The organism is Oscillospiraceae bacterium MB24-C1, from assembly GCA_030913685.1.
In the GTDB taxonomy this organism is placed as follows: domain Bacteria; phylum Bacillota; class Clostridia; order Oscillospirales; family Ruminococcaceae; genus Yanshouia.
The window spans coordinates 635472-660915 of record CP133187.1 but is presented as its reverse complement, the minus strand read 5'-3'; the positions used below and the strand labels follow the sequence as shown (position 1 = coordinate 660915).

Annotated in this window: 21 protein-coding genes and 1 tRNA gene; 18 read left to right on the top strand and 4 right to left on the bottom strand. The window is 45.0% G+C overall.

Annotation, left to right across the window (positions count from 1 at the left end; translation table 11 throughout):
- Positions 1-55: 55 nt before the first annotated feature.
- The 5 genes from RBH76_03245 (at position 56) to RBH76_03225 (ending at position 6069) form a co-directional block, all read left to right on the top strand.
- Complete coding sequence (locus RBH76_03245; protein ID WMJ84455.1) at positions 56-505, top strand: phage holin family protein; 450 nt, start codon at positions 56-58, stop codon at positions 503-505.
- Between the two features lie 3 nt (positions 506-508).
- Positions 509-1300, top strand: a complete 792-nt coding sequence (locus RBH76_03240) for a glycoside hydrolase family 25 protein (protein ID WMJ84454.1) — start codon at positions 509-511, stop codon at positions 1298-1300.
- A 281-nt stretch (positions 1301-1581) separates the two neighbouring features.
- Entirely contained in the window at positions 1582-2985 is a 1404-nt protein-coding gene (locus tag RBH76_03235; GenBank protein ID WMJ84453.1) for a hypothetical protein, read from the top strand.
- Positions 2986-3170: 185 nt separating this feature from the next.
- Positions 3171-5189, top strand: coding sequence for an RNA-directed DNA polymerase (locus tag RBH76_03230; GenBank protein WMJ84452.1), 2019 nt, complete (start codon positions 3171-3173; stop codon positions 5187-5189).
- 205 nt (positions 5190-5394) lie between these two features.
- Positions 5395-6069, top strand: a complete 675-nt coding sequence (locus RBH76_03225) for a hypothetical protein (protein ID WMJ84451.1) — start codon at positions 5395-5397, stop codon at positions 6067-6069.
- 628 nt (positions 6070-6697) lie between these two features.
- Here RBH76_03225 and RBH76_03220 read toward each other — a convergent pair.
- Complete coding sequence (locus RBH76_03220; protein ID WMJ84450.1) at positions 6698-6901, bottom strand: helix-turn-helix transcriptional regulator; 204 nt, start codon at positions 6899-6901, stop codon at positions 6698-6700.
- 190 nt (positions 6902-7091) lie between these two features.
- Between RBH76_03220 and RBH76_03215 the strand changes: the two genes are divergently transcribed.
- On the top strand, positions 7092-7364 hold the full coding sequence (locus tag RBH76_03215) for a hypothetical protein (protein ID WMJ84449.1): 273 nt from the start codon (positions 7092-7094) through the stop codon (positions 7362-7364).
- A gap of 418 nt (positions 7365-7782) precedes the next feature.
- Positions 7783-8661 (top strand): tyrosine-type recombinase/integrase, encoded by an 879-nt coding sequence (locus RBH76_03210; GenBank protein WMJ84448.1) that lies wholly within the window; start codon positions 7783-7785, stop codon positions 8659-8661.
- A 443-nt stretch (positions 8662-9104) separates the two neighbouring features.
- Here the strand turns inward: RBH76_03210 and RBH76_03205 are convergent, their stop codons facing one another.
- A complete protein-coding gene (locus RBH76_03205; GenBank protein ID WMJ84447.1) occupies positions 9105-9308 on the bottom strand; it encodes a helix-turn-helix transcriptional regulator in 204 nt (67 codons plus the stop codon).
- Between the two features lie 190 nt (positions 9309-9498).
- Here RBH76_03205 and RBH76_03200 point away from each other — a divergent pair, with 190 nt between their 5' ends.
- Positions 9499-9771: a hypothetical protein gene (locus RBH76_03200; GenBank protein WMJ84446.1), complete on the top strand. Its 273-nt coding sequence runs from the start codon at positions 9499-9501 to the stop codon at positions 9769-9771.
- A gap of 421 nt (positions 9772-10192) precedes the next feature.
- Positions 10193-11071 carry a tyrosine-type recombinase/integrase gene (locus tag RBH76_03195; protein ID WMJ84445.1) on the top strand — a complete coding sequence of 293 codons (879 nt, stop codon included), beginning with the start codon at positions 10193-10195 and terminating at the stop codon, positions 11069-11071.
- A gap of 58 nt (positions 11072-11129) precedes the next feature.
- Here the strand turns inward: RBH76_03195 and RBH76_03190 are convergent.
- Positions 11130-11205: transfer RNA gene (locus RBH76_03190), tRNA-Lys, on the bottom strand.
- Positions 11206-11455: 250 nt separating this feature from the next.
- On the opposite strand from RBH76_03190, the gene RBH76_03185 reads away from it, so the two are divergent.
- From RBH76_03185 to rnr, 7 genes are all read left to right on the top strand, one after another.
- Positions 11456-11794 carry a hypothetical protein gene (locus RBH76_03185; protein ID WMJ84444.1) on the top strand — a complete coding sequence of 113 codons (339 nt, stop codon included), beginning with the start codon at positions 11456-11458 and terminating at the stop codon, positions 11792-11794.
- Between the two features lie 52 nt (positions 11795-11846).
- Positions 11847-13913, top strand: a complete 2067-nt coding sequence (recG, locus tag RBH76_03180) for an ATP-dependent DNA helicase RecG (GenBank protein WMJ84443.1) — start codon at positions 11847-11849, stop codon at positions 13911-13913.
- A 40-nt stretch (positions 13914-13953) separates the two neighbouring features.
- Positions 13954-14484, top strand: a complete 531-nt coding sequence (locus RBH76_03175) for a GNAT family N-acetyltransferase (GenBank protein WMJ84442.1) — start codon at positions 13954-13956, stop codon at positions 14482-14484.
- Positions 14485-14792: 308 nt separating this feature from the next.
- Positions 14793-16775, top strand: coding sequence for a toprim domain-containing protein (locus RBH76_03170; protein WMJ84441.1), 1983 nt, complete (start codon positions 14793-14795; stop codon positions 16773-16775).
- A 20-nt stretch (positions 16776-16795) separates the two neighbouring features.
- On the top strand, positions 16796-19042 hold the full coding sequence (locus tag RBH76_03165; GenBank protein WMJ84440.1) for a DNA topoisomerase (ATP-hydrolyzing) subunit A: 2247 nt from the start codon (positions 16796-16798) through the stop codon (positions 19040-19042).
- A gap of 226 nt (positions 19043-19268) precedes the next feature.
- The gene (gene secG / locus RBH76_03160) at positions 19269-19511 is read left to right on the top strand and encodes a preprotein translocase subunit SecG (protein WMJ84439.1); all 243 of its coding nucleotides are present in this window, start codon (positions 19269-19271) and stop codon (positions 19509-19511) included.
- 171 nt (positions 19512-19682) lie between these two features.
- Positions 19683-21797: a ribonuclease R gene (gene rnr / locus RBH76_03155; protein ID WMJ84438.1), complete on the top strand. Its 2115-nt coding sequence runs from the start codon at positions 19683-19685 to the stop codon at positions 21795-21797.
- Positions 21798-21929: 132 nt separating this feature from the next.
- Here the strand turns inward: rnr and RBH76_03150 are convergent, their stop codons facing one another.
- Positions 21930-24191, bottom strand: coding sequence for a transglycosylase domain-containing protein (locus RBH76_03150; protein WMJ84437.1), 2262 nt, complete (start codon positions 24189-24191; stop codon positions 21930-21932).
- Positions 24192-24457: 266 nt separating this feature from the next.
- On the opposite strand from RBH76_03150, the gene RBH76_03145 reads away from it, so the two are divergent.
- Together RBH76_03145 and RBH76_03140 are read left to right on the top strand one after the other, a co-directional pair.
- Positions 24458-24805 carry a hypothetical protein gene (locus tag RBH76_03145; GenBank protein ID WMJ84436.1) on the top strand — a complete coding sequence of 116 codons (348 nt, stop codon included), beginning with the start codon at positions 24458-24460 and terminating at the stop codon, positions 24803-24805.
- A gap of 169 nt (positions 24806-24974) precedes the next feature.
- Entirely contained in the window at positions 24975-25349 is a 375-nt protein-coding gene (locus RBH76_03140) for a VOC family protein (GenBank protein WMJ84435.1), read from the top strand.
- Positions 25350-25444 lie beyond the last annotated feature (95 nt).

The following is a 25444-nucleotide window of genomic DNA, read 5'->3' as shown; positions in this document are numbered from 1 at the left end:
AAAGAATCCCCGCTGCTGAAAAGTGGCGGGGATTTGATATGAAAGGAAAGTGTCTATGAAAACAAATGAGGTCAAAGGAATATTTATCGCGATATTTACGGTCATTAACGCATGGTTGGGAACGCTGGCTCCGCTGGTCTATCTGCTGCTGATTTTGCAGATTACCGATTATATTACCGGCGTGACTGCGGCACCCTATCGCGGTGAGACGCGCAACAGCGACAAGGGCTTTCGTGGGATTGCAAAAAAGCTGTGCATGCTGGTGCTGGTCGGCCTTGGTATGGCGCTTGACTGGCTGCTGATTTTCGCCGCTGCAACGCTCGGTATGGTGTCGCCGGTCAAATGCCTGTTTGCTGCGCTGGTAGCAATCTGGTTGGTTGCCAATGAAATTCTTAGTATTCTGGAGAACATCGGCGACATTGGCGTGAAGTCGCCCGCATTCCTGCTGCCTATGGTCAAGTGGGTGCAGCAGCAGGCCGAAGAAAAAGGCAAGTCGGGGGTGTAGTGAATGAAAGGCATAGATGTTTCACATTATCAGGGCGTGATTGACTGGGCAAAGGTCAAAGCTGCAGGTTATGAATTCGCCATGATAAAGGCCACCTATGGTTGGGACAATGACAAGCAGATTGACCCGAAAATGATGGCGAATATCGCCGGATGTGAGGCCGTGGGCCTGCCGTATGGCTTCTATCATTATTCCTATGCCGAAAGCCCGGAGGATGCCGTCAAAGAGGCAGAGTTCTTCCTGCGGCATATTGCGCCGTACAAGCCCACCATGCCGGTGGCGTTCGACTTTGAAGAACCGTTCCAGATCGGCGGTACTAAAAACGGGATTACTTACAAGGGGTACAGTCTGGAAAAGCAGCTTTGTATCATTGAGGCATTTTTGAGTGTTATTGAAAAGGCCGGTTACTTTGGCATGATCTACATGAGTGCCTATTATCTGCAAAAGTTGTACAACTACGCACCGGGCAGAGTGGCTAAATTTGCGGCGTGGGTGGCGCAGTATGCGAGCGCCTGCACCTTTACCGGCAAGGTCGGCATTTGGCAGCATGGGGTGATCGGTTCATACGGCACCAAGGGCAAGGACTTCACGATTGACGGCGCAGTGCCGGGGGTAGGTGCGAACTGTGACGTCAATGTGTGCTATGTGGATTACCCAAGCATTATCAAGGGTGCGGGGCTGAATGGCTGGAGCAAAACGGACGAGCCGGAAAAAGACTACGACACGAAGCCGGATTATAAGGCGATGTATGAGAGGCTGCTGGCCAAGCTGCGGGCGCTTGTTGACGGGGAATAAAGTTTATAGGTATGTGACGAAAGGGCCTCCTGATTTTGAATCAGGAGGCCCATCTTATTTTTGCGTAGTGACAAAAAGAAAATCACGCCTGAATTTTGGTAAGTTCTTTAGAGCGCGAAACTTGTAACTTGATGCAATCAAATGTATAATGGTGGTAAATATTTCTTTTTACTTGGGTCTAACGACAGGTTATAGCAATAACTAGGCTAACGGAAGGGTTTAGCAATTAGGTGAAGTTGGCTATATGTTGATATTATGAACGACAAGGAGGCGACAACGGTATGAATTTTGAAGATATGGTAAAAAGAGCGGTTAATCATATCAACGTAAACGCTGCCGTTTCGGATAAAAAGTCACCCGAAGAAATGACTATTCTCATAAGCGAAAGCATTGCGAAAGCGAAAGGTCGTTCATATGATTTTACATCAGCGCAATCTATAATATTAAATCAAAATGATAAAAAACGACTTGTAAAAGTTTTTGATGAGTTTTCGTGTGAGAATATTCTGTGCCACTGCGTTAAACAGATACTGGACAGAAGTTTTTCAATTAAGTATCCTAATAGAAACAAGTCTGTTCGAGCCTTATTTGATATAATGAAAGCTATTCGGCAAATGTCGGATTTTACTATCATCAAATTTGACTTCAAGGATTACTTCAACTCAGTGTCCTCTATTTATGTCTTTGAAAAATACATAAAAGACAAAATTAAAACACGTTTTGAAACTGACCTTATTAATGCCTTTGCTGTACAGACACGTTACGCATACGCTGGATTATGCACCTCAAATGTTATCTCTGAGATAATTGCACAACAGTTTGATGAGAAGATAAAAATGTTATTTTCCGGTAGCGGACTACTCTTTTTTGAACGCTACATCGATGATAGCATAATAGTCCTTAACAAACATATTAGCGAAGATAGGTGCAATGAAATTTTTGTACAAGCTCTTACTGAAGTGTATCACGATGCAGCTATTAACGTTGGAGTAAAATGTAAGACAAAATTCAACGACAATAAATTTGTATACATCTCTCATAGGGCTTTGACAAATTCGTCCGTTCGCGTGGATTACTTAGGATATGAGTTTATTTTTCGCCTTAATAACGATAAAGTCGAATTGAGATGCGGAATAACAGAGGCTAAAAGAAAGAAATACAATAAACGGATGGATGAGATCATTGACGCTTATCAAGGTATGGGAACTGTGCCAAGTGAAGAAGGTGACCTTGAGTTACTGCGCCATAGGATAGCCGCGTTCGCACAACGAACTGTTTATATGAGTAAACATTTTAACTCGTCTCAGTGGAAGGTAAAAGGATTCATTGCAAACTATGGTGAACTGCGATATTTAACTGATACGACTATTATAGATTCTGTTTCGAAACGATTTTTAAACAATATGGTTGATGAGGCGTTTTATCGTGCGGGATTGCCACTCCCATACTTCATCAAAGGCGCAAATGGCAATAGGGGCTATAACCTGTTGGAAAACCTCAAATATAATAAAACAATGTTGTTTGTAGAACATATCGGCATTGATAGAAACACATTAGAAAAGATGTGTCAGAAAATCGGCATCCCTTTGACTGTGAGGTCTAACGAACGCAATGATAGCCAGCGCAACAAGGGATATGGCGAATTAGTAAGAGACTATTTGATAAAAACAAAAGTTGGGTATTAAACAAAGGGACAAGGTTTCCCCTGCCCCTTTGTTGAACATTTCCCGTAGGTATGTTCTAAACGAACCGTCGCATATGTAAAATTGCAAAGCAGGCGGTGCGCCGATGATGTGTGTGCCGAAGCACTGCAAGCAAGTAGCGATCTTATCTTGCAATATTATTTTAATAAATAAGGTGGTAGAAGTCAATGAGTTGGAATGGAATTGAACGAAATAAACTGGATTTTATTTTATCTGAACTTCTCCCTGTAGAGATATCGGAGTTGTTTTCGTTCCGTTCATTCTATGACTTTCTCCTTCGTAAGGAAAATAGCACCGTTCTTACGAGCTTGATCGAAGAATTGAAAACAGAACAAGCAAAAAGCAATGTTGTTCTGTTTAAAGACAAGTGGGCAACTGCACCATTGAAGTTTAATATTCTTAAAGGTGTCAATTCGCTACGGGAAATGAGCCTAATTCAGCCATTGTCTGCACTGAATATTTACCTATTTATAGAGTGCTATCAAAAGCGCCTATTAGACTTGTTTGAGAAAAATCATTGTTTTTCCATTCGCTATCATCGTAAGAGCAACGATTTATACTACAGAACACGCTCAAAAAATGCATTTGAGTATTTCAGGGCAGAATCTATAAAAATTGGCAAAGGCGTCTTACAACAAACAGGGGGATACTTTAAGATTGCTCCGTTTGATTCTGTAAGGTCATTTACCGCTTCGCGTATTTGGCGTATATGCAATTTCAAATATCGGTATTTTGCCAAAATAGACTACAAGTCTTGCTTCGATAGTATATATTCCCATTCATACAAGTGGATTATTGAGGGTAAAGTAATCGACTCAAAAGAAGCCCGTAATTCAAGCATCTACCTAACAATTGACAGGCTTATACAGAACATTAATTGTCACTCGTCAAATGGGGTTGTGGTTGGCCCGGAGTTTTCTCGAATGATAGTTGAAATACTATTACAACAAATTGATTCCGAGGTTTTGGTTGAGCTTCTAAAGTGCGGTTTCCAAGTGAAGAAGGATTATCGAGTTTTCAGATATGTAGACGATATATTTATTTTCTCCAACACTCCGGAGATACGGGAAAAGATAATTGCTACATTTCAGTCCATTAGCGGGAAGTACCTTCTCAGACTCAACGAACTCAAATTCAGTGAGTGTGAGACACCGGCAACATTCAGCAATTGGATTGAGAAAACACGCATTCTTGCTGATAAGATAAGTGAGTGCTTTTTTTGTGGCACAAAACAGGAGTATCAGAGTTTAGAAGAGGACAAACGATACATAGTAAAATCTGATTTTGTGTCCGTAGACAGAATGAAAGACGAGTTTGTGATTTTGATGAAGGAATTTCCGCAAGACAGACGAACAATTGTGTCTTTTCTTCTATCAACGCTACTTAATAAATTTAGTTTAAAGAAGGATGGATACCAGTTATTTAAAGAAGGCACAACAAAAAAGGCTACTTTGTTTGTTGATTTGTCAATGTTTATGTATTCATACTCGCCATGTTTTGAGCATACCCGAAAGCTAATATCTATACTTGTCTTTATGAACACAGAGGTAGGTTTCTCTGAGATAGAAAGCAAGGAAAATGAGAAGCTACAGCAAGTAATCAACCGGTATGAATTCCTTTTCGAACGTGGCAATCTTGCCGATTTGTGCGATTGGTTTATATTTTTTAGAGAGTATGGACTAACACTCGGCAAGAGTGTCGAAAATGCCGTTTATCAGAAGGCACAAGACGAGAGGAATCCGTTAGTGTTAGCAAACATTCTGCTTTATTCAGAATATCACGAGCCATTCTTCAATAAAACAGTGGCAAATTTGGAGGGAATCATATCTTCTGAACTAGAAAAAATAGTTGACAAAAAGCACTTGGAGCAACAAGAATTCTGGTTTGTGTTGGTTTTTCATAACTGTCCGTTTTTATCACAAGCGATAAAAGATAGAGCCACAAATATTATCATATCGATAAAAAATGATGCCGCAGAAGATACTCCTAGTGCTCAAGCAACGCGTCTTGTATGTGACTATTTGTTACGCAAGGATGCAACAGGGAATAAGCCCAAAGAGAGTTTCTTTAATTGGAATAACAGAAATAACAATATAAGCGAAATCATGACATTCCGTACATATCAGAGAACGCTGTTTAAGAACTACAGAGGAAATAAGTATGGGTTATATGCTAGTATTGATTAATAAGGTAACATTGCTTATATATTCTGAAAATACATCCCCATCACATTTTTGTATAGTTTCTTAATTGACAATTATGTTTACTTAAGGGGCAAGCCAGAAGGCACTCTTCTGGACCAAAATAGATAATAATCATCACTCCTTGAATATTTAATGAACTAAGAGGTATATGATGAAACATAGCTCTATTACTCATTTTGGAGTATCAATGAATTTTCGGACGCGTGGTTATAAATTAACACGAGAAAATTATGCTGACGTTTCAAACAAAAGTACACTAGGGAAAAATTTAATATACATTAAAGCACTAGAAGATAAAGACGAGAACCTTATAAAGTGTTATTCTGAAGTTTATGCTGATTATGAAGGTCTAGTATACAAAGACGATTGGTGTAAAACGCACTTGGCTAAAGTGATGCAGAACTATGATCTAAATATTGAGTTTTTTGGGAAATTGGATCATGAAGAGTTTGAAAGAGAAATTACTAACTTCCTTCACAGATCTCCATTTTTTGAAATTACTGACTTGACAAACTATAGTTGCCCGGGCTATTACATAATGATACTTGATAAATTCTGTCAGCTATACATTGGAACCACACAAGACATTTTGAAGAGGATTAAACAGCATTGGTATGGAGGTAAAATGAGATTTGATAGGCTTATATTTGGACAAGTCACTAATTCAAAACTGTCAATTGATAGCTTTAGAGCATTAGATACTACTAGAATATTAATCTATCCGACATCCAATATATATTCCCATGAAAATAAATACATAGATTTCTTTTCAAATAAATTTGTATGCAACCGAACGAGTGGCGGCATCATGGAATTTGGTACATTAAGTGTTTTGTCAAATTTGAAAACAAGGGATTTATGAATGAATATAATTAATTTGCATTAAACCATTTCCCATTATGTTTTATTTAGATAATACCTTTAGGAATACTCTGAGAGCATGAATGGCTATTTCAAACAAGAGCTATCTATAATTTAAAATACCGCTCTGGAACGATCCAGAGCGGTATAGTTATAATATAAGCTTAAAAACAGTATATCCGAACACTGTACCCCACACCCAAAAAGATGTAAAATAAGGGGAAGTGTTCGGATAAGGTTGCACTGGTGAGCCACCGGAGATTCGAACTCCGGACCCTTTGATTAAAAGTCATGCTCTGCAATTTCGCAAGACTGGTAGATTGTTTGCTTCTATAAGTCGATACTATAACCCTTTGAAAGTCCATTTTGGTATTGCATTTTGCGGTGGATTTGTTATTATAGGACTATAGTATCTCGTATTTGTGTATTGTGCATACTGCTAGCTTCGGCTAGCATAACCCCCCCTGGCTAACAGGGGGGTACTAACTCCAATACAATTTTAGTATAGATTTAAAAAAACGTTATTATAAAGCCGTTTTTTTAAGCTCTTTGTGCATTTTCACAATAATTCAAAAAAAGCAGACCTTTCATGGCTCTTTCGTTGAGCTGTGGGAGGTCTTTTTTTGTTTCTAGGAATAGCGTCCGGTGAGGTAATCCAATGAAGTTTTTAAGATTTCTGCAATTTTAGTTGCTGTTTCTAGGGTGGGCTGTGTTTTGTCTGTTTCATAAAGAGTATAGGCGGCTCTGGTAATTCCGAGCTGATTTGCCATTTGTTCTTGTGTAAGTTTCGCTTTCTTTCTTTCGGCTCTTAATCTTTCAGAAAATGCGGACATTTGGCTTCACTCCTTTGTTTTAATTATAAGCGAAAAAGAAAGCATATGAAAGCTATTCTTACATTTCTAAAGCCTATATGTAATTTTCACTTACATTTGGCGTTTGCTAAAAATGTAAGTAATTCTTACAATTGTTTATGGTAGCATGTTTGCTGTGGCTCACTTAAAAACAAAACAGGAGGTAATGTTCATGTCAACAGTTAAAGCAATTCAATTGGAGGTACCGCAGGAAAGGCCGCAAATCTCCTCTGAGATCTATGAGGACATTTCTAACGAGGTTGCCCGTCTGGGGGTTGCGTACGCTTCTCTAAAGGCTTTTTCGGACATTATGGATAAAAAGTTTGGCGGTCTAACGGATTCTCGTGCTGCTAGTGATCTTTTTTGTATGGCATTGGATGAAGTTGCAGATACAGCCCGTGGGTTGTCCTACTTGATCGGCGTCGAGCCTGATGTAGTCTTTTAATGAATTTTGGTTTGAGTGGATATACATAAGGGCGTAGGGAGGGGCTTCGGCTTTGTTTTTGCGCGCGCAAAGCTTTGCGCCGCAAAACAAACCGTGCCCCCACGCTTTATCTTCAGGAGTAAATTCGTGGTCTAGGAGGAGTAACACAATTCGTCCCGGCAGCCAGCGCTCCAGGGCAAGAAAATTGTGTTACAGCAGACTTTGCCCAGGCGCACAGGGTTTGGCTTCTAGCTGCAATTTTCCCTGTCCAGCCGTTCTATTGCACATGCTAGGGATGACACTAACGTAAGGCGAACGAGCCCGATTTCCTTTGGGGTTAAGGCATGAGAATAACGATTAGGGAAACTCGGGCGAAGATGAGCTCGGAGTGGTGACATATAGCATGTATCAAAATTCAGGTTAAAGGAGAATTCTAACTATGACCGTTGATGCTGTCCTTTCAACATTTTTGCTTGACCAGCAAGTAAAGGGCAATTCTATAAATACTGTTTCGTTTTATCGTTCCTGTATTGGTTACTTCGTGTCGTTTGTTGGGAACGATTTCGACGTATCTGGTCTGACGCTGCCAATGTTGAAAAGCTACTATGTTTCTTTATCTGGTCGTAACTTAAGCAGCGTGACGATTCAGACCTATGTTCGGGCATTAAGGTGTTTTCTGTCTTGGTGCTATGATGAGGAATATTGCTCTGTGGATTTTTCGCAGAAGTTCCGATTGCCCAAAGCGAAACGAAAAGTTATTGATACGCTGACGGATTCCGAAGTTCGCCAGCTTATGAGCTGCTTTAATCTGCGCTATAACATTCATCTGCGGAATTATTGCATTTGCTGCCTGATGCTAGACTGTGGTTTGAGAATGAATGAAGCTGTAACTCTTACAGTTTCGGCCTTGCATCTGTCTGACGGATATATCGTTGTTGAGGGAAAAGGAAACAAGCAGCGTATTGTTCCATTAGGGCTACAATCCCGAAAGGTCTTGCTGAAGTATCTTTCGCACCGCCCAGCTTTAGCGGCAACAGATCGGCTGTTTCTCATGGGTGATATGCGGCCGATCTCCCTTGGTACAGTTAAGCAGCTTTTCCGCAAGCTTAAAAAGCGTTCTGGAATCCCAAGACTAAAAGCACATCTGTTGCGCCATACCTTCGCTACACGGTTCTTAGAGAACGGTGGGGATATTTATGCGCTGCAACAGATATTAGGCCATACTTCGCTCGAAATGGTAAAGCGATATGTCCACACTACACCTCGAAAAACCGTGTCAAAATTCTTGGACTTTAGTCCGCTGGACAATCTCATTTGATACTTAAAAAACGCATGACAAAAGGAAAAAAGGACACTCTTTTCAGAATGTCCTTTTCTGGTGAGCCACCGGAGATTCGAACTCCGGACCCTTTGATTAAAAGTCATGCTCTGCAATTTCGCAAGACTGGTAGATTGTTTGCTTCTATAAGTCGATACTATAACCCTTTGAAAGTCCATTTTGGTATTGCATTTTGCGGTGGATTTGTTATTATAGGACTATAGTATCTCGTATTTGTGTATTGTGCATACTGCTAGCTTCGGCTAGCATAACCCCCCCTGGCTAACAGGGGGGTACTAACTCCAATACAATTTTAGTATAGATTTAAAAAAACGTTATTATAAAGCCGTTTTTTTAAGCTCTTTGTGCATTTTCACAATAATTCAAAAAAAGCAGACCTTTCATGGCTCTTTCGTTGAGCTGTGGGAGGTCTTTTTTTGTTTCTAGGAATAGCGTCCGGTGAGGTAATCCAATGAAGTTTTTAAGATTTCTGCAATTTTAGTTGCTGTTTCTAGGGTGGGCTGTGTTTTGTCTGTTTCATAAAGAGTATAGGCGGCTCTGGTAATTCCGAGCTGATTTGCCATTTGTTCTTGTGTAAGTTTCGCTTTCTTTCTTTCGGCTCTTAATCTTTCAGAAAATGCGGACATTTGGCTTCACTCCTTTGTTTTAATTATAAGCGAAAAAGAAAGCATATGAAAGCTATTCTTACATTTCTAAAGCCTATATGTAATTTTCACTTACATTTGGCGTTTGCTAAAAATGTAAGTAATTCTTACAATTGTTTATGGTAGCATGTTTGCTGTGGCTCACTTAAAAACAAAACAGGAGGTAATGTTCATGTCAACAGTTAAAGCAATTCAATTGGAGGTACCGCAGGAAAGGCCGCAAATCTCCTCTGAGATCTATGAGGACATTTCTAACGAGGTTGCCCGTCTGGGGGTTGCGTACGCTTCTCTAAAGGCTTTTTCGGACATTATGGATAAAAAGTTTGGCGGTCTAACGGATTCTCGTGCTGCTAGTGATCTTTTTTGTATGGCATTGGATGAAGTTGCAGATACAGCCCGTGGGTTGTCCTACTTGATCGGCGTCGAGCCTGATGTAGTCTTTTAATGAATTTTGGTTTGAGTGGATATACATAAGGGCGTAGGGAGGGGCTTCGGCTTTGTTTTTGCGCGCGCAAAGCTTTGCGCCGCAAAACAAACCGTGCCCCCCACGCTTTATCTTCAGGAGTAAATTCGTGGTCTAGGAGGGGAGTAACACAATTCGTCCCGGCAGCCAGCGCTCCAGGGCAAGAAAATTGTGTTACAGCAGACTTTGCCCAGGCGCACAGGGTTTGGCTTCTAGCTGCAATTTTCCCTGTCCAGCCGTTCTATTGCACATGCTAGGGATGACACTAACGTAAGGCGAACGAGCCCGATTTCCTTTGGGGTTAAGGCATGAGAATAACGATTAGGGAAACTCGGGCGAAGATGAGCTCGGAGTGGTGACATATAGCATGTATCAAAATTCAGGTTAAAGGAGAATTCTAACTATGACCGTTGATGCTGTCCTTTCAACATTTTTGCTTGACCAGCAAGTAAAGGGCAATTCTATAAATACTGTTTCGTTTTATCGTTCCTGTATTGGTTACTTCGTGTCGTTTGTTGGGAACGATTTCGACGTATCTGGTCTGACGCTGCCAATGTTGAAAAGCTACTATGTTTCTTTATCTGGTCGTAACTTAAGCAGCGTGACGATTCAGACCTATGTTCGGGCATTAAGGTGTTTTCTGTCTTGGTGCTATGATGAGGAATATTGCTCTGTGGATTTTTCGCAGAAGTTCCGATTGCCCAAAGCGAAACGAAAAGTTATTGATACGCTGACGGATTCCGAAGTTCGCCAGCTTATGAGCTGCTTTAATCTGCGCTATAACATTCATCTGCGGAATTATTGCATTTGCTGCCTGATGCTAGACTGTGGTTTGAGAATGAATGAAGCTGTAACTCTTACAGTTTCGGCCTTGCATCTGTCTGACGGATATATCGTTGTTGAGGGAAAAGGAAACAAGCAGCGTATTGTTCCATTAGGGCTACAATCCCGAAAGGTCTTGCTGAAGTATCTTTCGCACCGCCCAGCTTTAGCGGCAACAGATCGGCTGTTTCTCATGGGTGATATGCGGCCGATCTCCCTTGGTACAGTTAAGCAGCTTTTCCGCAAGCTTAAAAAGCGTTCTGGAATCCCAAGACTAAAAGCACATCTGTTGCGCCATACCTTCGCTACACGGTTCTTAGAGAACGGTGGGGATATTTATGCGCTGCAACAGATATTAGGCCATACTTCGCTCGAAATGGTAAAGCGATATGTCCACACTACACCTCGAAAAACCGTGTCAAAATTCTTGGACTTTAGTCCGCTGGACAATCTCATTTGATACTTAAAAAACGCATGACAAAAGGAAAAAAGGACACTCTTTTCAGAATGTCCTTTTCTGGTGAGCCACCGGAGATTCGAACTCCGGACCCTTTGATTAAAAGTCAAATGCTCTGCCAACTGAGCTAGTGGCTCAAATGATGCTTGTCTAGTATAGCAACTGTAAGTGGATTTGTCAATAAGTTAAATAAAAATATTATTTTGTGTAATTAAAAGATTGTGTTTGCCGGAAAAAGGCTATAAAAGCCTGTAAAAATATAAAAATTTCTTAGGAAGCCATGAAGTATGTTGCTCTTATTAGGCAAACCATGTAAAATATAAAAGAAATGTTTAGTAGTTATGCTGCTAAATTGGTAACAATATTTTAAAACCGAGGTACCAAAAGGTGAAAAAGGTAATAGTAGTTTTTGCATTAGTATTTGTAGCGGGTATTCTGGCGGGTGGTGCATATGAATGGTACGCTAACCGAAGTGTAGAAAATGTAGACCGTCCCAGCACGAGTGCCAAAAAATCGAAGTCGACAGCATCTTCATCCGAAAGTATCGAAAAAGTGGAAACTGCTGAAAAAACGGCAGCTACCAGTGACAAGCCAAGGGTAACCAACCCCAACAAAACATGTTCGACACCCGACTGTGATAGAGCGGTGTTTGTTACATACAAAGGCAAAGAACTTTGCGTAAAATGCTACGGTGAGGCCAAAAACTGGGAGGCCGCGCATGAATAGAATAATTTAAAGCGATAAAAGGAATAAGCGGCTGGAAAGAGGGGGATGCACAATGGGGCTAACGTTGAACGACAGCGTGACTAAAATCAATGGCGTCGGCCCTAAAAAGGCCCTGCTCTACCACAGACTGGGCATTGACAGTGTGCGCCGTTTGCTGCTACATCTGCCGCGAAGCTATGTTGATTTAACGCGCATTTCCACAATTGCGCAATGCGGATTTGGAAACCCCTACGTTATACGTGCCGAAGTTTTGAAGAAATCACGTGAACAGCGGATTAGAAAAGGGTTGTCTATTTTTAAGGTAGAGGTTGGAGATGGTGAAGAAACGCTTCTACTCACTTTTTTTAACACCCGTTTTGTGGTAGATTCCCTCAAAGTAGGACAAAGCTATTTGTTTTACGGCATCATGGGTGGCACACTTATTAAACGCGAGATCAGTGCGCCTCAGATTCTGTCGGACCGTTGGCTGGGGCGGTTAATGCCGGTGTACCCCGTTTGTGCGGGACTTTCCTCTCGCGCGGTGGCGCAGGATGTGCAACGGGCGCTGGCCGCACTCTCTGAGCCGGTGACGGATACACTGCCGCAGGATGTGCGTGAGAATGCCGGGTTGCCCACGCTGGATGAAGCCGTCCGTATCGTACATGCACCGGAGTCGCTGCCTCAATGTGAGGCGGCGCGTGGGCGCATTTTATTTGAAGAGCTACTGGTTTTCTCTGCCGCTATGTTGCGGCTGCGTTCATCTCGGTGTGACCAAAAAACAGCACCGATGGTATCGGGCGAGATGCGAAGGTTCTTCGATAGTCTGCCGTTTACGCCCACCGGAGGACAGTTTGCGGCTATTGAGGACATTGATCGCGATCTTTCATCTGGAAATGTAATGAACCGACTTATTCAGGGAGACGTAGGCTCAGGTAAGACGCTAGTAGCGGCAGCAGCGGCTTACATTGTGTGGCAGAACGGCAAACAGACGGCGCTGATGGCGCCGACCGAGCTTCTTGCCGAACAGCACTACAAAACATTGACGCAACTGCTTACACCTTTTGGAATCCGTGTTGCACTGATGACTGGATCGCTTAAAGCCAAGGAACGACGTGTGCAGGATGCGTGGGTAGCGTCAGGCGAACGCGATGTCATCGTCGGCACGCATGCGCTGTTGTCCGGCAGCACCGAATTTGCGTCGCTGGGACTGGTAATCACCGATGAGCAGCACCGGTTTGGGGTGGCGCAGCGCGCTGCACTCACCGCAAAGGGGAATGCGGTACACACGCTGGTTATGAGCGCTACGCCAATTCCGCGTACGCTATCGCTGATTTTGTACGGCGATCTTGACGTGTCGCTAATCAAAGAGCTGCCACCCGGCAGAACACCGGTGGCAACCTATCGCATTGACTCCGCCAAGCGGTTGCGCGCTTTCAGTTTTATTTGCGAGAGGTTAAACGAGGGGCGTCAGGCGTATATCGTCTGTCCACTGGTCAGTGCGCAGGACGAAGAAACACAGCAAACGCAGCCGGGCCCTCCACTACACGCCGCTGAGGACTACGCCAAGACACTCGCTGTAGGCGTATTCAAAGCTTACACTGTTGGTCTATTACATGGTAAAATGAAGCCCGCGGATAAAGAGCGCGTGATGGCGCGCTTTGCCGCAGGTGAAATACAGTTGTTGGTTTCGACAACGGTCATTGAGGTTGGAGTAGATGTTCCCAACGCGGCTGTTATGCTCATTGAGAATGCCGAACGCTTTGGCCTTTCACAGCTGCACCAGCTGCGTGGGCGGGTGGGGCGCGGCAAACACAGCGCCTATTGCATTCTCGTTACCGATTCTAAAAGTCAGGCAACTGCAGAGCGTTTGGCGGCTATTGCCGCTACAAACGATGGCTTTCGCATCGCGGAAGAGGATTTACGCCTACGTGGCCCGGGTGATATCCTAGGCGCCCGACAGCATGGTCTGCCCGGGCTGGAGAATGCCGATCTGGCGCAGGATGCCGCGCTGTTTTTAAAGGCGCAGCAGGTAGCAGCCACGCTACTGAGGGAAGATCCTGATTTGAGCCGACCTGATCACGGCGGCATTGCGCAGGGTGTTAACCGTTTGATTGCGCAGGTGGGAGAACGCCCAAATTGAAATAGCAAGAATGTTAACTACATTGATTACTGAGGTTTATATGAATACACCATTTTTGGAAACAACGAGACTTTTACTTAGACCATTTTGTGAAGATGATGCGCAAAATGTATTTGACTGTTGGGAAAGTGACCCCGATGTTTCAAAATATATGTTTTGGCGTAGCCATAATGATATAGAAAAGACTAAGGAATGGGTTAAGTCCGAAATCGAGCAAATATCTTCAGACGCCTGGTATAGGTGGGCGGTAACAGAAAAGCATACAGGCGTTTTAATCGGTACAGGGCTGATTTATTTTGAACCGGAATACAACTTATTTGAAGTGGGATATAATTTTGGGAAACAATATTGGGGACAAGGCTTTGCAACGGAATCAATGCGTGAAATAATTAATTTTGCCAAAAATGATTTGCAAATTAAAGAGCTGGTCGGAAGATATGCAAAAGATAATCCGGCTTCCGGCAATATTCTAAAAAAGCTAGGGTTTAATTATTGCAGGGATATTCCTTATGAAGCGAATGCGGGTAAAGTACGTTATGAAGGAATAGAATGTCGTCTATATTTGCGTTAACGGGACGGATCAAATTTTTGATGTATACAATGCGAATACGCGATCAGGCGATGAGTTGTGCTGTGCGTACAATGGTACTCGCTTGACAAATGCAGCGTTTTCCAGATAAAATATATAGAATACGGCAAGATGAAGGGGACGATGAGCCCCTACTTTTGCGTTGATCTAAAGCGGATAAATCCACCACCGGAAAACAAAACGTGCAGCTTTGCATTTTGCGTGTTTATTTTGACTGATTTTGACCGTTAAAAGGGGATATGATATCTCATGACGGCATTTCATTACAACTATGCAGGAAGGAGAATTTTATGGCGAAACCTGCTTCGGGATATACCAATGAAAGCATTACCTCGCTAAAAGGAGCCGACCGTGTGCGCAAGCGCCCGGCGGTTATTTTCGGTTCGGATGGTCTGGATGGCTGTCAGCATGCGGTATTTGAGATTTTTTCAAACTCGATCGACGAGGCGCGCGAAGGCCATGGCAACAAGATCATCCTCACCCGCTATGCGGATGGCTCCATCGAGTGCGAGGACTTTGGTCGTGGCATACCGGTCGATTATAACACCCGCGAGGAACGCTTTAACTGGGAGCTTGTGTTTTGCGAGCTGTACGCAGGCGGAAAATATAAAGATGGTGGTGAAGACAGCTATGAGTTCTCGCTTGGTCTAAATGGCCTTGGTCTTTGCTCGGCGCAGTACGCGTCGGAATATATGCAGGTCGAGATCATACGAGACGGCTATCAATATAATCTTTCGTTTGAAAAGGGCGAGAATGTGGGGGACCTGATGAAGGTTCCCACCAAGAAAAAACAGACCGGCACCAAGATCAAGTGGCGGCCCGATCTCGACGTATTTACAGACATTGCGATTCCGATAGACTATTTCCGCGAGACGGTGCGCCGTCAGGCGGTGGTCAACCCCAATATATTGTTCGTTCTGCGTAATCAGATCGGTAATTCCTTTGAAGAGGAGCAATTCATCTACCAGAACGGCATTTCGGATTATCTAGCTGAACGGGTTGGAAGCGACTTTATTACGCCGATACAGACATGGTCGGCCGAACGTAAGGGGCGTGATCGCGAGGATCGCCCGGAATATCGCGTCAAGCTTCTGGTGACACTGTGCTTTTCCAACACGACAGCGTTCACCGAATATTACCATAACTCCAGCTGGCTCGAGTATGGTGGAAGTCCTGAAAAGGCGGTTAAGGTGGCATTTGTCAACCAGATAGATGGATGGCTGAAGTCGAACAATAAATACCTCAAGGATGAAAGCAAGATTACCTATAATGATATTGAGCCCTGCCTTGCGCTGATTTCCTCCAACTTTTCCACCCAGACTTCTTATGAAAACCAGACGAAAAAGGCGATAAACAACCGCTTTATATACGAGGCCATGGCGGAATTTTTAAAGCATAATCTGGAAGTGTATTTTACCGAAAACCCCGACGATGCGCTTAAAATTGCCGAACAAGTGTTAATCAATAAGCGCAGCCGTGAATCGGCTGAAAAGACCCGAATCAACATCAAAAAGAAGTTGGCGGGGTCTTTGGATATCTCTAACCGTGTACAAAAGTTTGTTGACTGCCGCACCAAGGACGTCTCTCGTCGTGAAGTTTTCATCGTTGAGGGTGATTCTGCGCTGGGTTCCTGCAAGATGGGGCGCGACTCGGAGTTTCAGGCTGTCATGCCGGTACGCGGTAAAATTTTAAATTGTTTGAAGGCAGAATATGATAAGATCTTTAAAAATGAGATTATAACAGACGTTATCAAGGTGCTAGGCTGCGGTGTCGAGGTTAAAAGTAAAGCCAACAAGGCGCTATCTTCCTTCGATTTGGAAAACCTGCGCTGGAATAAAATCATCATTTGTACCGACGCCGACGTCGATGGCTTCCAGATCCGCACGCTGATCCTCACCATGATTTACAGGCTGACGCCAAAGCTGATTGAAGAAGGATATGTCTACATCGCCGAGTCACCGCTTTATGAGATTACCGGCAAGGACAAGACCTGGTTTGTCTATTCTGACGCCGAGAAAAATCGCATCACTGAGACATTGGCGGGGCAGAAGCTGACGATTCAACGCTCGAAAGGTTTGGGCGAGAATGAGGCGGACATGATGTGGCTGACCACCATGAACCCTGAAACCCGTCGGCTGATTCGTGTTACGCCGGAAGCGGCGGCTAAAACTGCCGAGACCTTTGACCTGCTGCTAGGGGACAACCTCTCAGGGCGAAAAGACTACATTGCGCAAAATGGTCATCTATATTTGGATGAGCTGGATTTGGCGTAGAAAGGGGGTAGAGCAACCGAATGGCGAAAAAGAAAAAATCTGATTCCTTAAAGCCTACTACGGGCAGTAATGCGGTGATTGAAAATGCAGGGATTGTGCAGGAACAGCCGATTACCCAGACGCTGACCAAAAACTACATGCCCTACGCGATGAGCGTCATTGTCTCACGCGCTATCCCCGAAATTGATGGCTTTAAACCCTCACACCGTAAGATTCTTTATACTATGTACAAGATGGGGCTCATCAACGGCGGCAGGGTCAAATCGGCCAACGCGGTGGGTGAGGTAATGAAGCTACACCCGCATGGAGACCAAGCCATCTACGAGACGCTGGTGCGTCTCTCGCGTGGTAACGAGGCGTTGCTGCATCCATATATTGATTCCAAGGGCAACTTTGGCAAGTCCTATTCGCGTGACATGGCTTACGCCGCGGCACGTTATACCGAGGTCAAGCTGATGCCGCTGTGTCAGGAGCTTTTTGCCGATCTGGATAAAGATGCGGTGGATATGGTGGACAGTTACGACGGTCGAATGAAGGAGCCAACACTGCTGCCGGTATCGTATCCAAGCATTTTGGTCAATTCAAACGTCGGCATTGCGGTTGGTATGGCGAGTTCTATCTGTCCGTTTAACCTCGCTGAGGTCTGTGAAACGGCGATTGCATTGATTAAAAACCCGGAGCATGTCATATCGGACACACTGAAGGCACCCGATTTTCCGGGCGGCGGGCAGATTATCTACAACGCCGATGACCTGGAGAAAATCTACGCTACCGGGCGTGGTTCAGTCCGGGTGCGCAGTCGCTATCGCATTGATAAGAGCAGCGGCTGCCTTGAGATTGTTGCAATTCCGCCCACCACAACGGTGGAGGCCATCATCGACAAGGTGGTTGAACTGGTTAAATCCGGTAAGGTACGTGAGATTGCAGATATTCGGGACGAAACCGACCTCGGCGGCCTGAAAATTACGCTCGACCTGAAGCGTGGTGCCGATGGGGAGAAGCTGATACGCCGACTTTATAAGCTGACGCCACTGGAGGACACATTTTCATGCAACTTTAACGTGTTGATTGGCTCCAGTCCGCGGGTGATGGGCGTTGGTGAGCTTTTAAACGAGTGGACGGCATTCCGGTTGGAATGTATCCGCCGTAGGCTATTCTTTGAGCTTAAAAAGAAGCGTGAAAAACTGCATCTGTTGCAGGGCCTAGCGAAGATTCTATTGGATATTGACAAGGCAATCAAGATTGTTCGCGAGACCGAAGAGGAACGCGAGGTTGTCCCGAATTTGATGATCGGGTTTGGCATCGACGAGGTGCAAGCCGAATACGTGGCGGAAATTAAGCTGCGACAATTAAACCGCGAATATATCTTAAAGCGCATCGAGGAAATTGACGACCTTAAAAACAGCATCGCCGATATGGAGGAGACGCTGAAAAGCCGCCCCCGCATGCTTGCGATTGTTACGTCCGAACTTAAAGCCGTCGCCAAAAAATTTGGACAGCCGAGAAGAAGCGAGGTCATCATTGACGACGACATTGAAGAGGCCCAAGTGGAGGAGGCCGTGCCCGATTATCCGGTGCACTTGTTCTTTACCCGCGAGGGCTATTTTAAAAAGATTACGCCGCAGTCGTGGCGCATGTCGGGCGAGCACAAGCTTAAAGAAGGCGACGAGGTGGTGCAGGCGATCGAGGCCGGCAACCGTTCACATCTGTTGTTCTTCTCGGACAAGGGGCAGGTTTATAAGGCTGTCGCGTCTGATTTCGACGATACCAAGGCCAGTGTTCTAGGCGATTTTATCGCAGCCAAGCTCGGCTTTGACGAAGGCGAAAACTCGGTTTATATGGCGGTGACCAATGACTATAAGGGCTTTATGTTCTTTGGCTTTGAAAATGGTAAGGTTGCAAAAATTGCGCTGACTTCTTACGAAACAAAAACACGCCGTAAAAAGCTGACTAGTGCATATAGCACCAAAGAGCCGCTAGCGGGGATGCTCTCGGCTGAAGGTGACGCTACACTGTTGCTCAAGGCCAAGAACGGCAAGGTGATGCTTTTGGATACCGCACGTATTTCGGCCAAAACCGCACGTGACTCAGTCGGCGTGCAGGTAATGACCGTTAAAGGCAAAAATGTTGTCACCACCATGAAGATGTTTGAGGACGGCATGTTGGATAATGCGCATCACTACGCCCCACGATCTATTCCTTCGGCTGGCTATACGCCGCGGGAAGAGGATATTATGACCCAGATTACGCTAGAATCACAGGAATAAATAAAAGCTGTCATGTGAAAATTCACATGACAGCTTAGCCCAAAAGGGCAAACCGACAGAGTGCAGGGCAAACGCTTTCCCGAACTCAGTGCGGCGTTTGTTATTATGCCTTTATGCACGAGCATTATTCATGAAGTATTTTTACGTAAAGGTTGCATTGCTGCTTTTTTTATGATATCATTTATCAGTCAAAGCATATGCTTTAAATGAATCGGAGGTCATATTAATGGGAATGTTAGAAATCGTCGGCGGTTTTGTTCTTATTGCTTTATGCGTCATCATTATTGCCGTCGTTACCGCTCAGGAATCTAAGAGTGGACTTGGCACCATTGCAGGCGAATCGTCTGGAACGTTTTTTGATAAAAACCGCGGAAAAACCAAAGAGGCCATGTTGGTTCGGGCAACAACTATCACTGGCGTCGCTATGGTGATTGTCACTTTGGTTGTGCTTTTCGCGTCGCTTAGATAAATCTGCAAATATGGTGACGGAGTTCTGCTTTTATAGCGGGACTCCGTTTTTTATCATCAATTTATCTCCTACTAAATACAGACGTTTTGTGCTAATGCGCAAAGACGTTCTTTGTCAATCGAAAATAAAAGATTATATATAATTCGTCCACCTTATGGTGAGAGCAATAATATGAAAGGAATATTTATGTCGGATTTAGAAAAAAGAATTCGGGTACAGCTACGCAAAAGCGGTAAAAAGCCTATTGCACACAAAGAGTTGCGCCGCCGCGCCAGAGTGGGTAATAAGGATATGGGCGAATACCAAAAGCTAATAGACCGGATGCAAGCGCGCGGCGAAATTGTGGGCGAAAACCGTCGCGTGGTATTATCTCAAAACGTCGGTGCAAAGCCTGCTACCATTATCAAGGTGAAAGGTACCTTTGGTTTTGCACGCCCGGATGGCGCGGATCGGGATGTTTTTGTACCGGGACATCAACTGATGGGTGCTATGCCCGGAGACCGCGTCATGTTGAAGATTAGCAAATCTAACGGTGAATTAGATGCGGGTGAGGTGCTTTCTGTCTTAGAACGTGCCCATGTGCGTCTTTCGGGTACTGCGAAAGCCAATGCCTATGGAGAGCTGGAGCTCATTCCCGACAATCCCGCCTTTGCCCCGTTGCTAATCGAAGGGCAAAAGCGCGCGGTGGAAAACGGTGAAAAGGTGGTTGCAACCATTCGGCAGGATGGTGACAGACACCGTGATTATCGTGCGGTGGTCGAGGGTCGTTTTGGCAGTGCTATGCTAGCAAAAAATTGTTGCGATGCCATTTTAGACGCTGCTGGAATAGACCGGCGCTTCCGACCCGAGGTTTTGCAAGCAGCAGAGAAGGCCGCCGGACGCGATATTACCGAGGAAATTATCAATCGACTAGATTTACGTCATGAGCTAATTTTTACAATAGATGGTGCCGACACAAAGGACATTGACGATGCGGTTTCGCTTAAAAAAACCGAAACCGGATGGGAGTTGGGCGTGCATATTGCGGACGTCAGTCACTATGTCACCCCAAACAGCCCTCTTGACGCCGAAGCGTACCATCGTGGTACGTCGGTCTATTTTGCGGACTCGGTTATTCCAATGTTGCCGCCTGCACTCTCGAACGGAGCCTGTTCGCTGAACCCGCAGGAGGATAGACTTGCCTTTTCAGCGCTGATTAAGCTGGATCACGATGGCGCGCTGACTGATTATCGCTTTGTCAAAACAGTGATACGTTCCCGTGTCAAGGGCGTGTATGACGAGGTCAACCGCATCCTCTCGGGTGAGCAGGACGCAGCGCTAGACCAAAAATATAGTGAGGTTAAGTCGCAGCTTATTGAGATGGCGAAGCTGGCAAAGCTTTTGCAAAAGCAGCGTTCTCAGAGAGGTTCTTTGGCGCTGGCGTCGACCGAATCGAAAATTAAGGTGGATGAAAACGGTGTGGCCTCAGATGTTTTGCCCCGTGTACAGGGCGAAGCCGAGCGTTTGATTGAAGAGTTGATGCTTACCGCGAATGAGGCGGCGGCAACGCTAGCTTTAGATCAGCAACTGCCGTTTGTCTTTCGTGTGCATGAGACGCCCGCCCCCGAAAAGCTGGCAGCACTAAAAGAGTTGCTGGATACTGTTGGACTGCCCTCCGGTAAGGTACTGCCCGGCGTGCGACCTACGGTGCTTTCAGATATCTTGCAGCGTGCGCAGCCGACACCTTATGCGGTGCTGATTAATTCGGCCATACTGCGCGCCATGCAAAAGGCACGCTACAATGAAAAAAACCTGGGACATTATGGTCTTGCTCTGGCTAATTATACGCATTTTACCTCGCCGATCCGTCGCTATCCCGATTTGGCGATTCATCGCATTCTTTCGGCCTTTGTCAAGGGTGAATCGGTTCCAAAACTGCAAAAGCGATTTGGCAGTTTTGCGGCGTCAGCCTCCAAGCAATCGAGCGAGGCGGAGGTTAACGCAATGGGCGCCGAACGTTCCTGCGAGGATTGTTATAAAGCCGAATATTTGAGTCGTCACATTGGCGAACGCTATACCGGTACCATTACTTCCGCTGCGGCGCATGGTGTTTATGTCCAGCTCGAAAACACCATCGAAGGACTGGTGCGTACCGAATCACTGGGTGAAGGAATGCTCTACGATGGCAGGATGCAATATGCTACCGCCGACGGAAAGCGCCACGTCCGAGTGGGGGATCAAATAGCGGTTATTGTGGCCGCCGCAGAGGTTTCTACAGGTAGAATTGATTTTGCATTGGCTGATTAACATTAAAAATGGTGGACGCGCGACAAAACCCGAAACGGTTCTGTTGCGCGTTTGCTTTATGCGATGGGGTCTGTCAATGTAACAAAAGACAGCAGAGGGTTTCAAACCCTCTGCTGTCTTTAAATATGAAGCTTATTCTTCTGTGGGATAACGGGAGCTGAGCCAGTCCCAATAAGACATGTCAGAGTTTGGGTCAAAGCGCTCAATGTCATCATCATCCACTTCTTCTTCGTCGTGGATATCGCAGACCTCCGGCATGGCATCGATTTTATACCATCCCATAGCCGTATTTGTACACTTTTCGGAGGCGAGTAAACCTGATTCGGTACAATAGGTGCGCTCGATAACGTTGGGGGAAACAGGGAAGTCGATAACCGGCAGATTGGCATGTATCGGCGCCATGACATTGCGATAGATCAGGGGTGGTGGATAGTAGTAGCCGGAGTAATTGATAGTTTCCATCTCGTCATAACCGAGATAACACACACCGACGTAATAAGGAGTCACGCCAATAAACCATTCATTATAGTCGTTATCCGAGGTGCCGGTTTTACCCGCGATGGGCATGCTAGAGTTCGGGAAACGCGCGTTAGTGGCGGTGCCGGGGGCCGCAGAGGTTACGCGCTGCAACAGCTTATTCATAATGGTTGCGGTTTCTTGCGAAATGACACGTTTGGGAACAGCTTTGTTTTCAAGGATAATATTACCCTCGGAATCGATGACCTTAGTGTAGGAATGTGGCGGAGTATAAAGTCCGCCATTGCCAAAAATCTGATAGGAACCGGCCATTTCAAGCGGCGTAACACCCTTGGTTAAGCCGCCCAGCGCCATAGGTGCCAGCGCAACATCGGTATAAACCTTGCCGTTCTTTGCTTCACTTTCCACCAGGTTTTTAAACCCAAGCGAATCGCACAGGAAATTAAAGCTGGTACGCGGCGACAACATTTGTACCAACTTAACCGGTATGGTGTTGGTTGAACGCTGTATGGCTTCGGTAATGGTGATCGGGCCTTTATAGGCATTGTAGAAGTTCTTTGGGTAAATCGAGTTCGGATCTTCGGGGTCAAGCAGAATGGGGCTGTCCTCCCAGACCATCGACCAGTTGATCATATTGTATTCCAGTGCCAACGCATAAGAGGCAATCGGCTTAATGGTGGAGCCTGGATGACGCACCGCACTGGTGGCACGATTGAACACAAGCGCACCCGATTTTTCACGGTTTGAGCCGACAATAGCTTTAATTTGGCCGTTAAAATCTAAAATGACAAAAGCTGATTCAGGATATTCCTTGTTGCGGATGGTCGGGAAGGTATCAGGATTGAGATATTTTTCTTCCAGATAATCCTGCATTTCGGCATCGACGGTGGTGTAAATTCTAAAGCCGCCGGTACGAACCGCCTCTCGCGCACCCGATTCGGTATAACCTGCTTTTTCAACAAGGTCTTTGCGCACCTCTTCATAGACGGTGTCGATAAACCAGTTTTGCACTGTGTCGAGCTTTTGGACATACTCATCCTTTTTGAACATCATCTCCTGAGAGATCGCCGCTTCATATTCCTCGTCGGTCAGCAGTGGGGTGCCGTCCGGGTGACTCTGTTCATGCATCATACCCAGAATCATCAGCTGACGGGCGCGATTATCCTCGGGGTTGGAAAAGGGATTCCACTTGGTCGGGTTCTGGGTAATCGCGATCAGCGACGCAGATTCTGCCGGGGTTAGCTCGGAGACATTCTTTCCAAAATAAAGGTTTGAGGCAGACTGAACGCCATTTTGACCGTTGCCCAGCGCAATGGTGTTAAGATAAACTTCGAGAATCTGCTCTTTTGAATAGTTCTTTTCTAGGTTGATAGCGCGAAAAATCTCGCGCACCTTACGGCCTACATCGAACTCATTGTCGTTAGTCACATTTTTAATGACCTGCTGGGTGATGGTAGAACCGCCGAACATGTCCTGCGCAAAGGGGTTTGCGTAATTTATTACCGCTGCCAATGTGCGTTTAAAGTCGATACCGGAATGAGACCAGAAGCGCTTATCCTCAACGGCGACTGCCGCATCCTTGAGGCTCTGTGGAATATCGGAATAATCCACCCAGATACGGTTTTCGTTGTTCTGCACACGCTGCAATTCAAAATACTCGTCGCTGTTTTCTTTTTTAGCGTAAAGAATGGTCGTAAAACTCATCTTAACATTATCAAGCTCCACGCGGTCGCTAGAATCCAGCGTATTAAGGACATAAACGGTAAGTACAGACGCAACAATACAACCCGTTATAATACCGACCATTACAATTACGGCAAAAAACTTGCCGAAAATGGCCAGTGGATTATAGCGGGGGCTGCGCCGGCGACGCTTTGACGGCCGGTTCTCCGGTTGTCTGGTGTTTTCAACTGACACCAAATCACTCCTTTTTTATATTGCATGGCAAAGCCAAACTGATATATTCTGCATATCATAATGATATCCTTATCAAGATATCACCGCTAAGTATAGCATAAATAAAAGTGTTTGTGTACATGTATTTTGCCCAAAAGTTTTGTGCTTGAAGCGCATACCACACTGAAATAGAGTCAACAATATTTCTGATAGCGGCATTGTAAATAAGGGGAATGAACTGTTCTAGGTTTGTTCAATTTCTATTAATTGTGCAGGAGATGATAGCTGTGAAGAGAAAGATGAGTTGGTTTGGTGTTGCAGCTTTGGCGGTGGCTATATTGGGCGGCAGCGCTTTCGGTATATGGGCAAAATTTCAGGCGTCCGATATTCCTCAGGCAGCTATGGATGTCAAGCCGGGGATAAGCGCCGAAGAGACACCGCAAAAACCGCGTTATCTACTGTCGGGGTATGAGGGCAAGCTGGCGGTATATATGATCGGGAAAAAAGAGCCTGAGCTAGTGTTTGACCGCTACCTGCATTATCTCCCCGACGTGGATCGCATGCGGCTTGAACAGGGTATCGAGGTTTCAGATTATGCTGAGCTATTGCAGCTTATCGAAGACTATACAAGCTGACATTATATAGAGTGGTCGAAATTAAAAAAAATACTGCAAAAAATCTTCTTTGTCATAACCTTTTGATGCTTGAAAACAAATTGTAACCACTCTTTAATTAACAAAGGATGAAATCGCGCACTCAATAAGGTATCATTAACCCATAAAATTAATTAATGAGGTATGGCTGATGACCTTTAAGTTTGCACATAATAATATAAATGTCTGTGATTTAGACGCCAGTATCGCGTTTTATAAAAAGGCGCTAGGATTAAACGAAGTGCGACGCAAGAACGCGGCGGACGGCAGCTTTACACTGGCATTCTTGTCGGACGGCAGCAGCGAACACCAGCTTGAGCTGACCTGGCTGCGCGACCATACCGACCCTTATAATCTTGGCGAAAACGAAATTCATATCGCGTTTCGCACTGATGATTTCGAGGCGGCGCATGCGCTGCACAGCGAAATGGGCTGCATCTGCTACGAAAATAAGGGTATGGGAATTTATTTCATCAGCGACCCGGATGGCTACTGGCTTGAGATTCTGCCACCGGATCGCCACTAACATCAGATTTCTCGGTGAAAAGGTACTCTCCTAAAACCTTTTTTACCTTCATAGACGAGGGTGCTCTCCACTAAAAAGCCCTCGCGTTCGTTCAA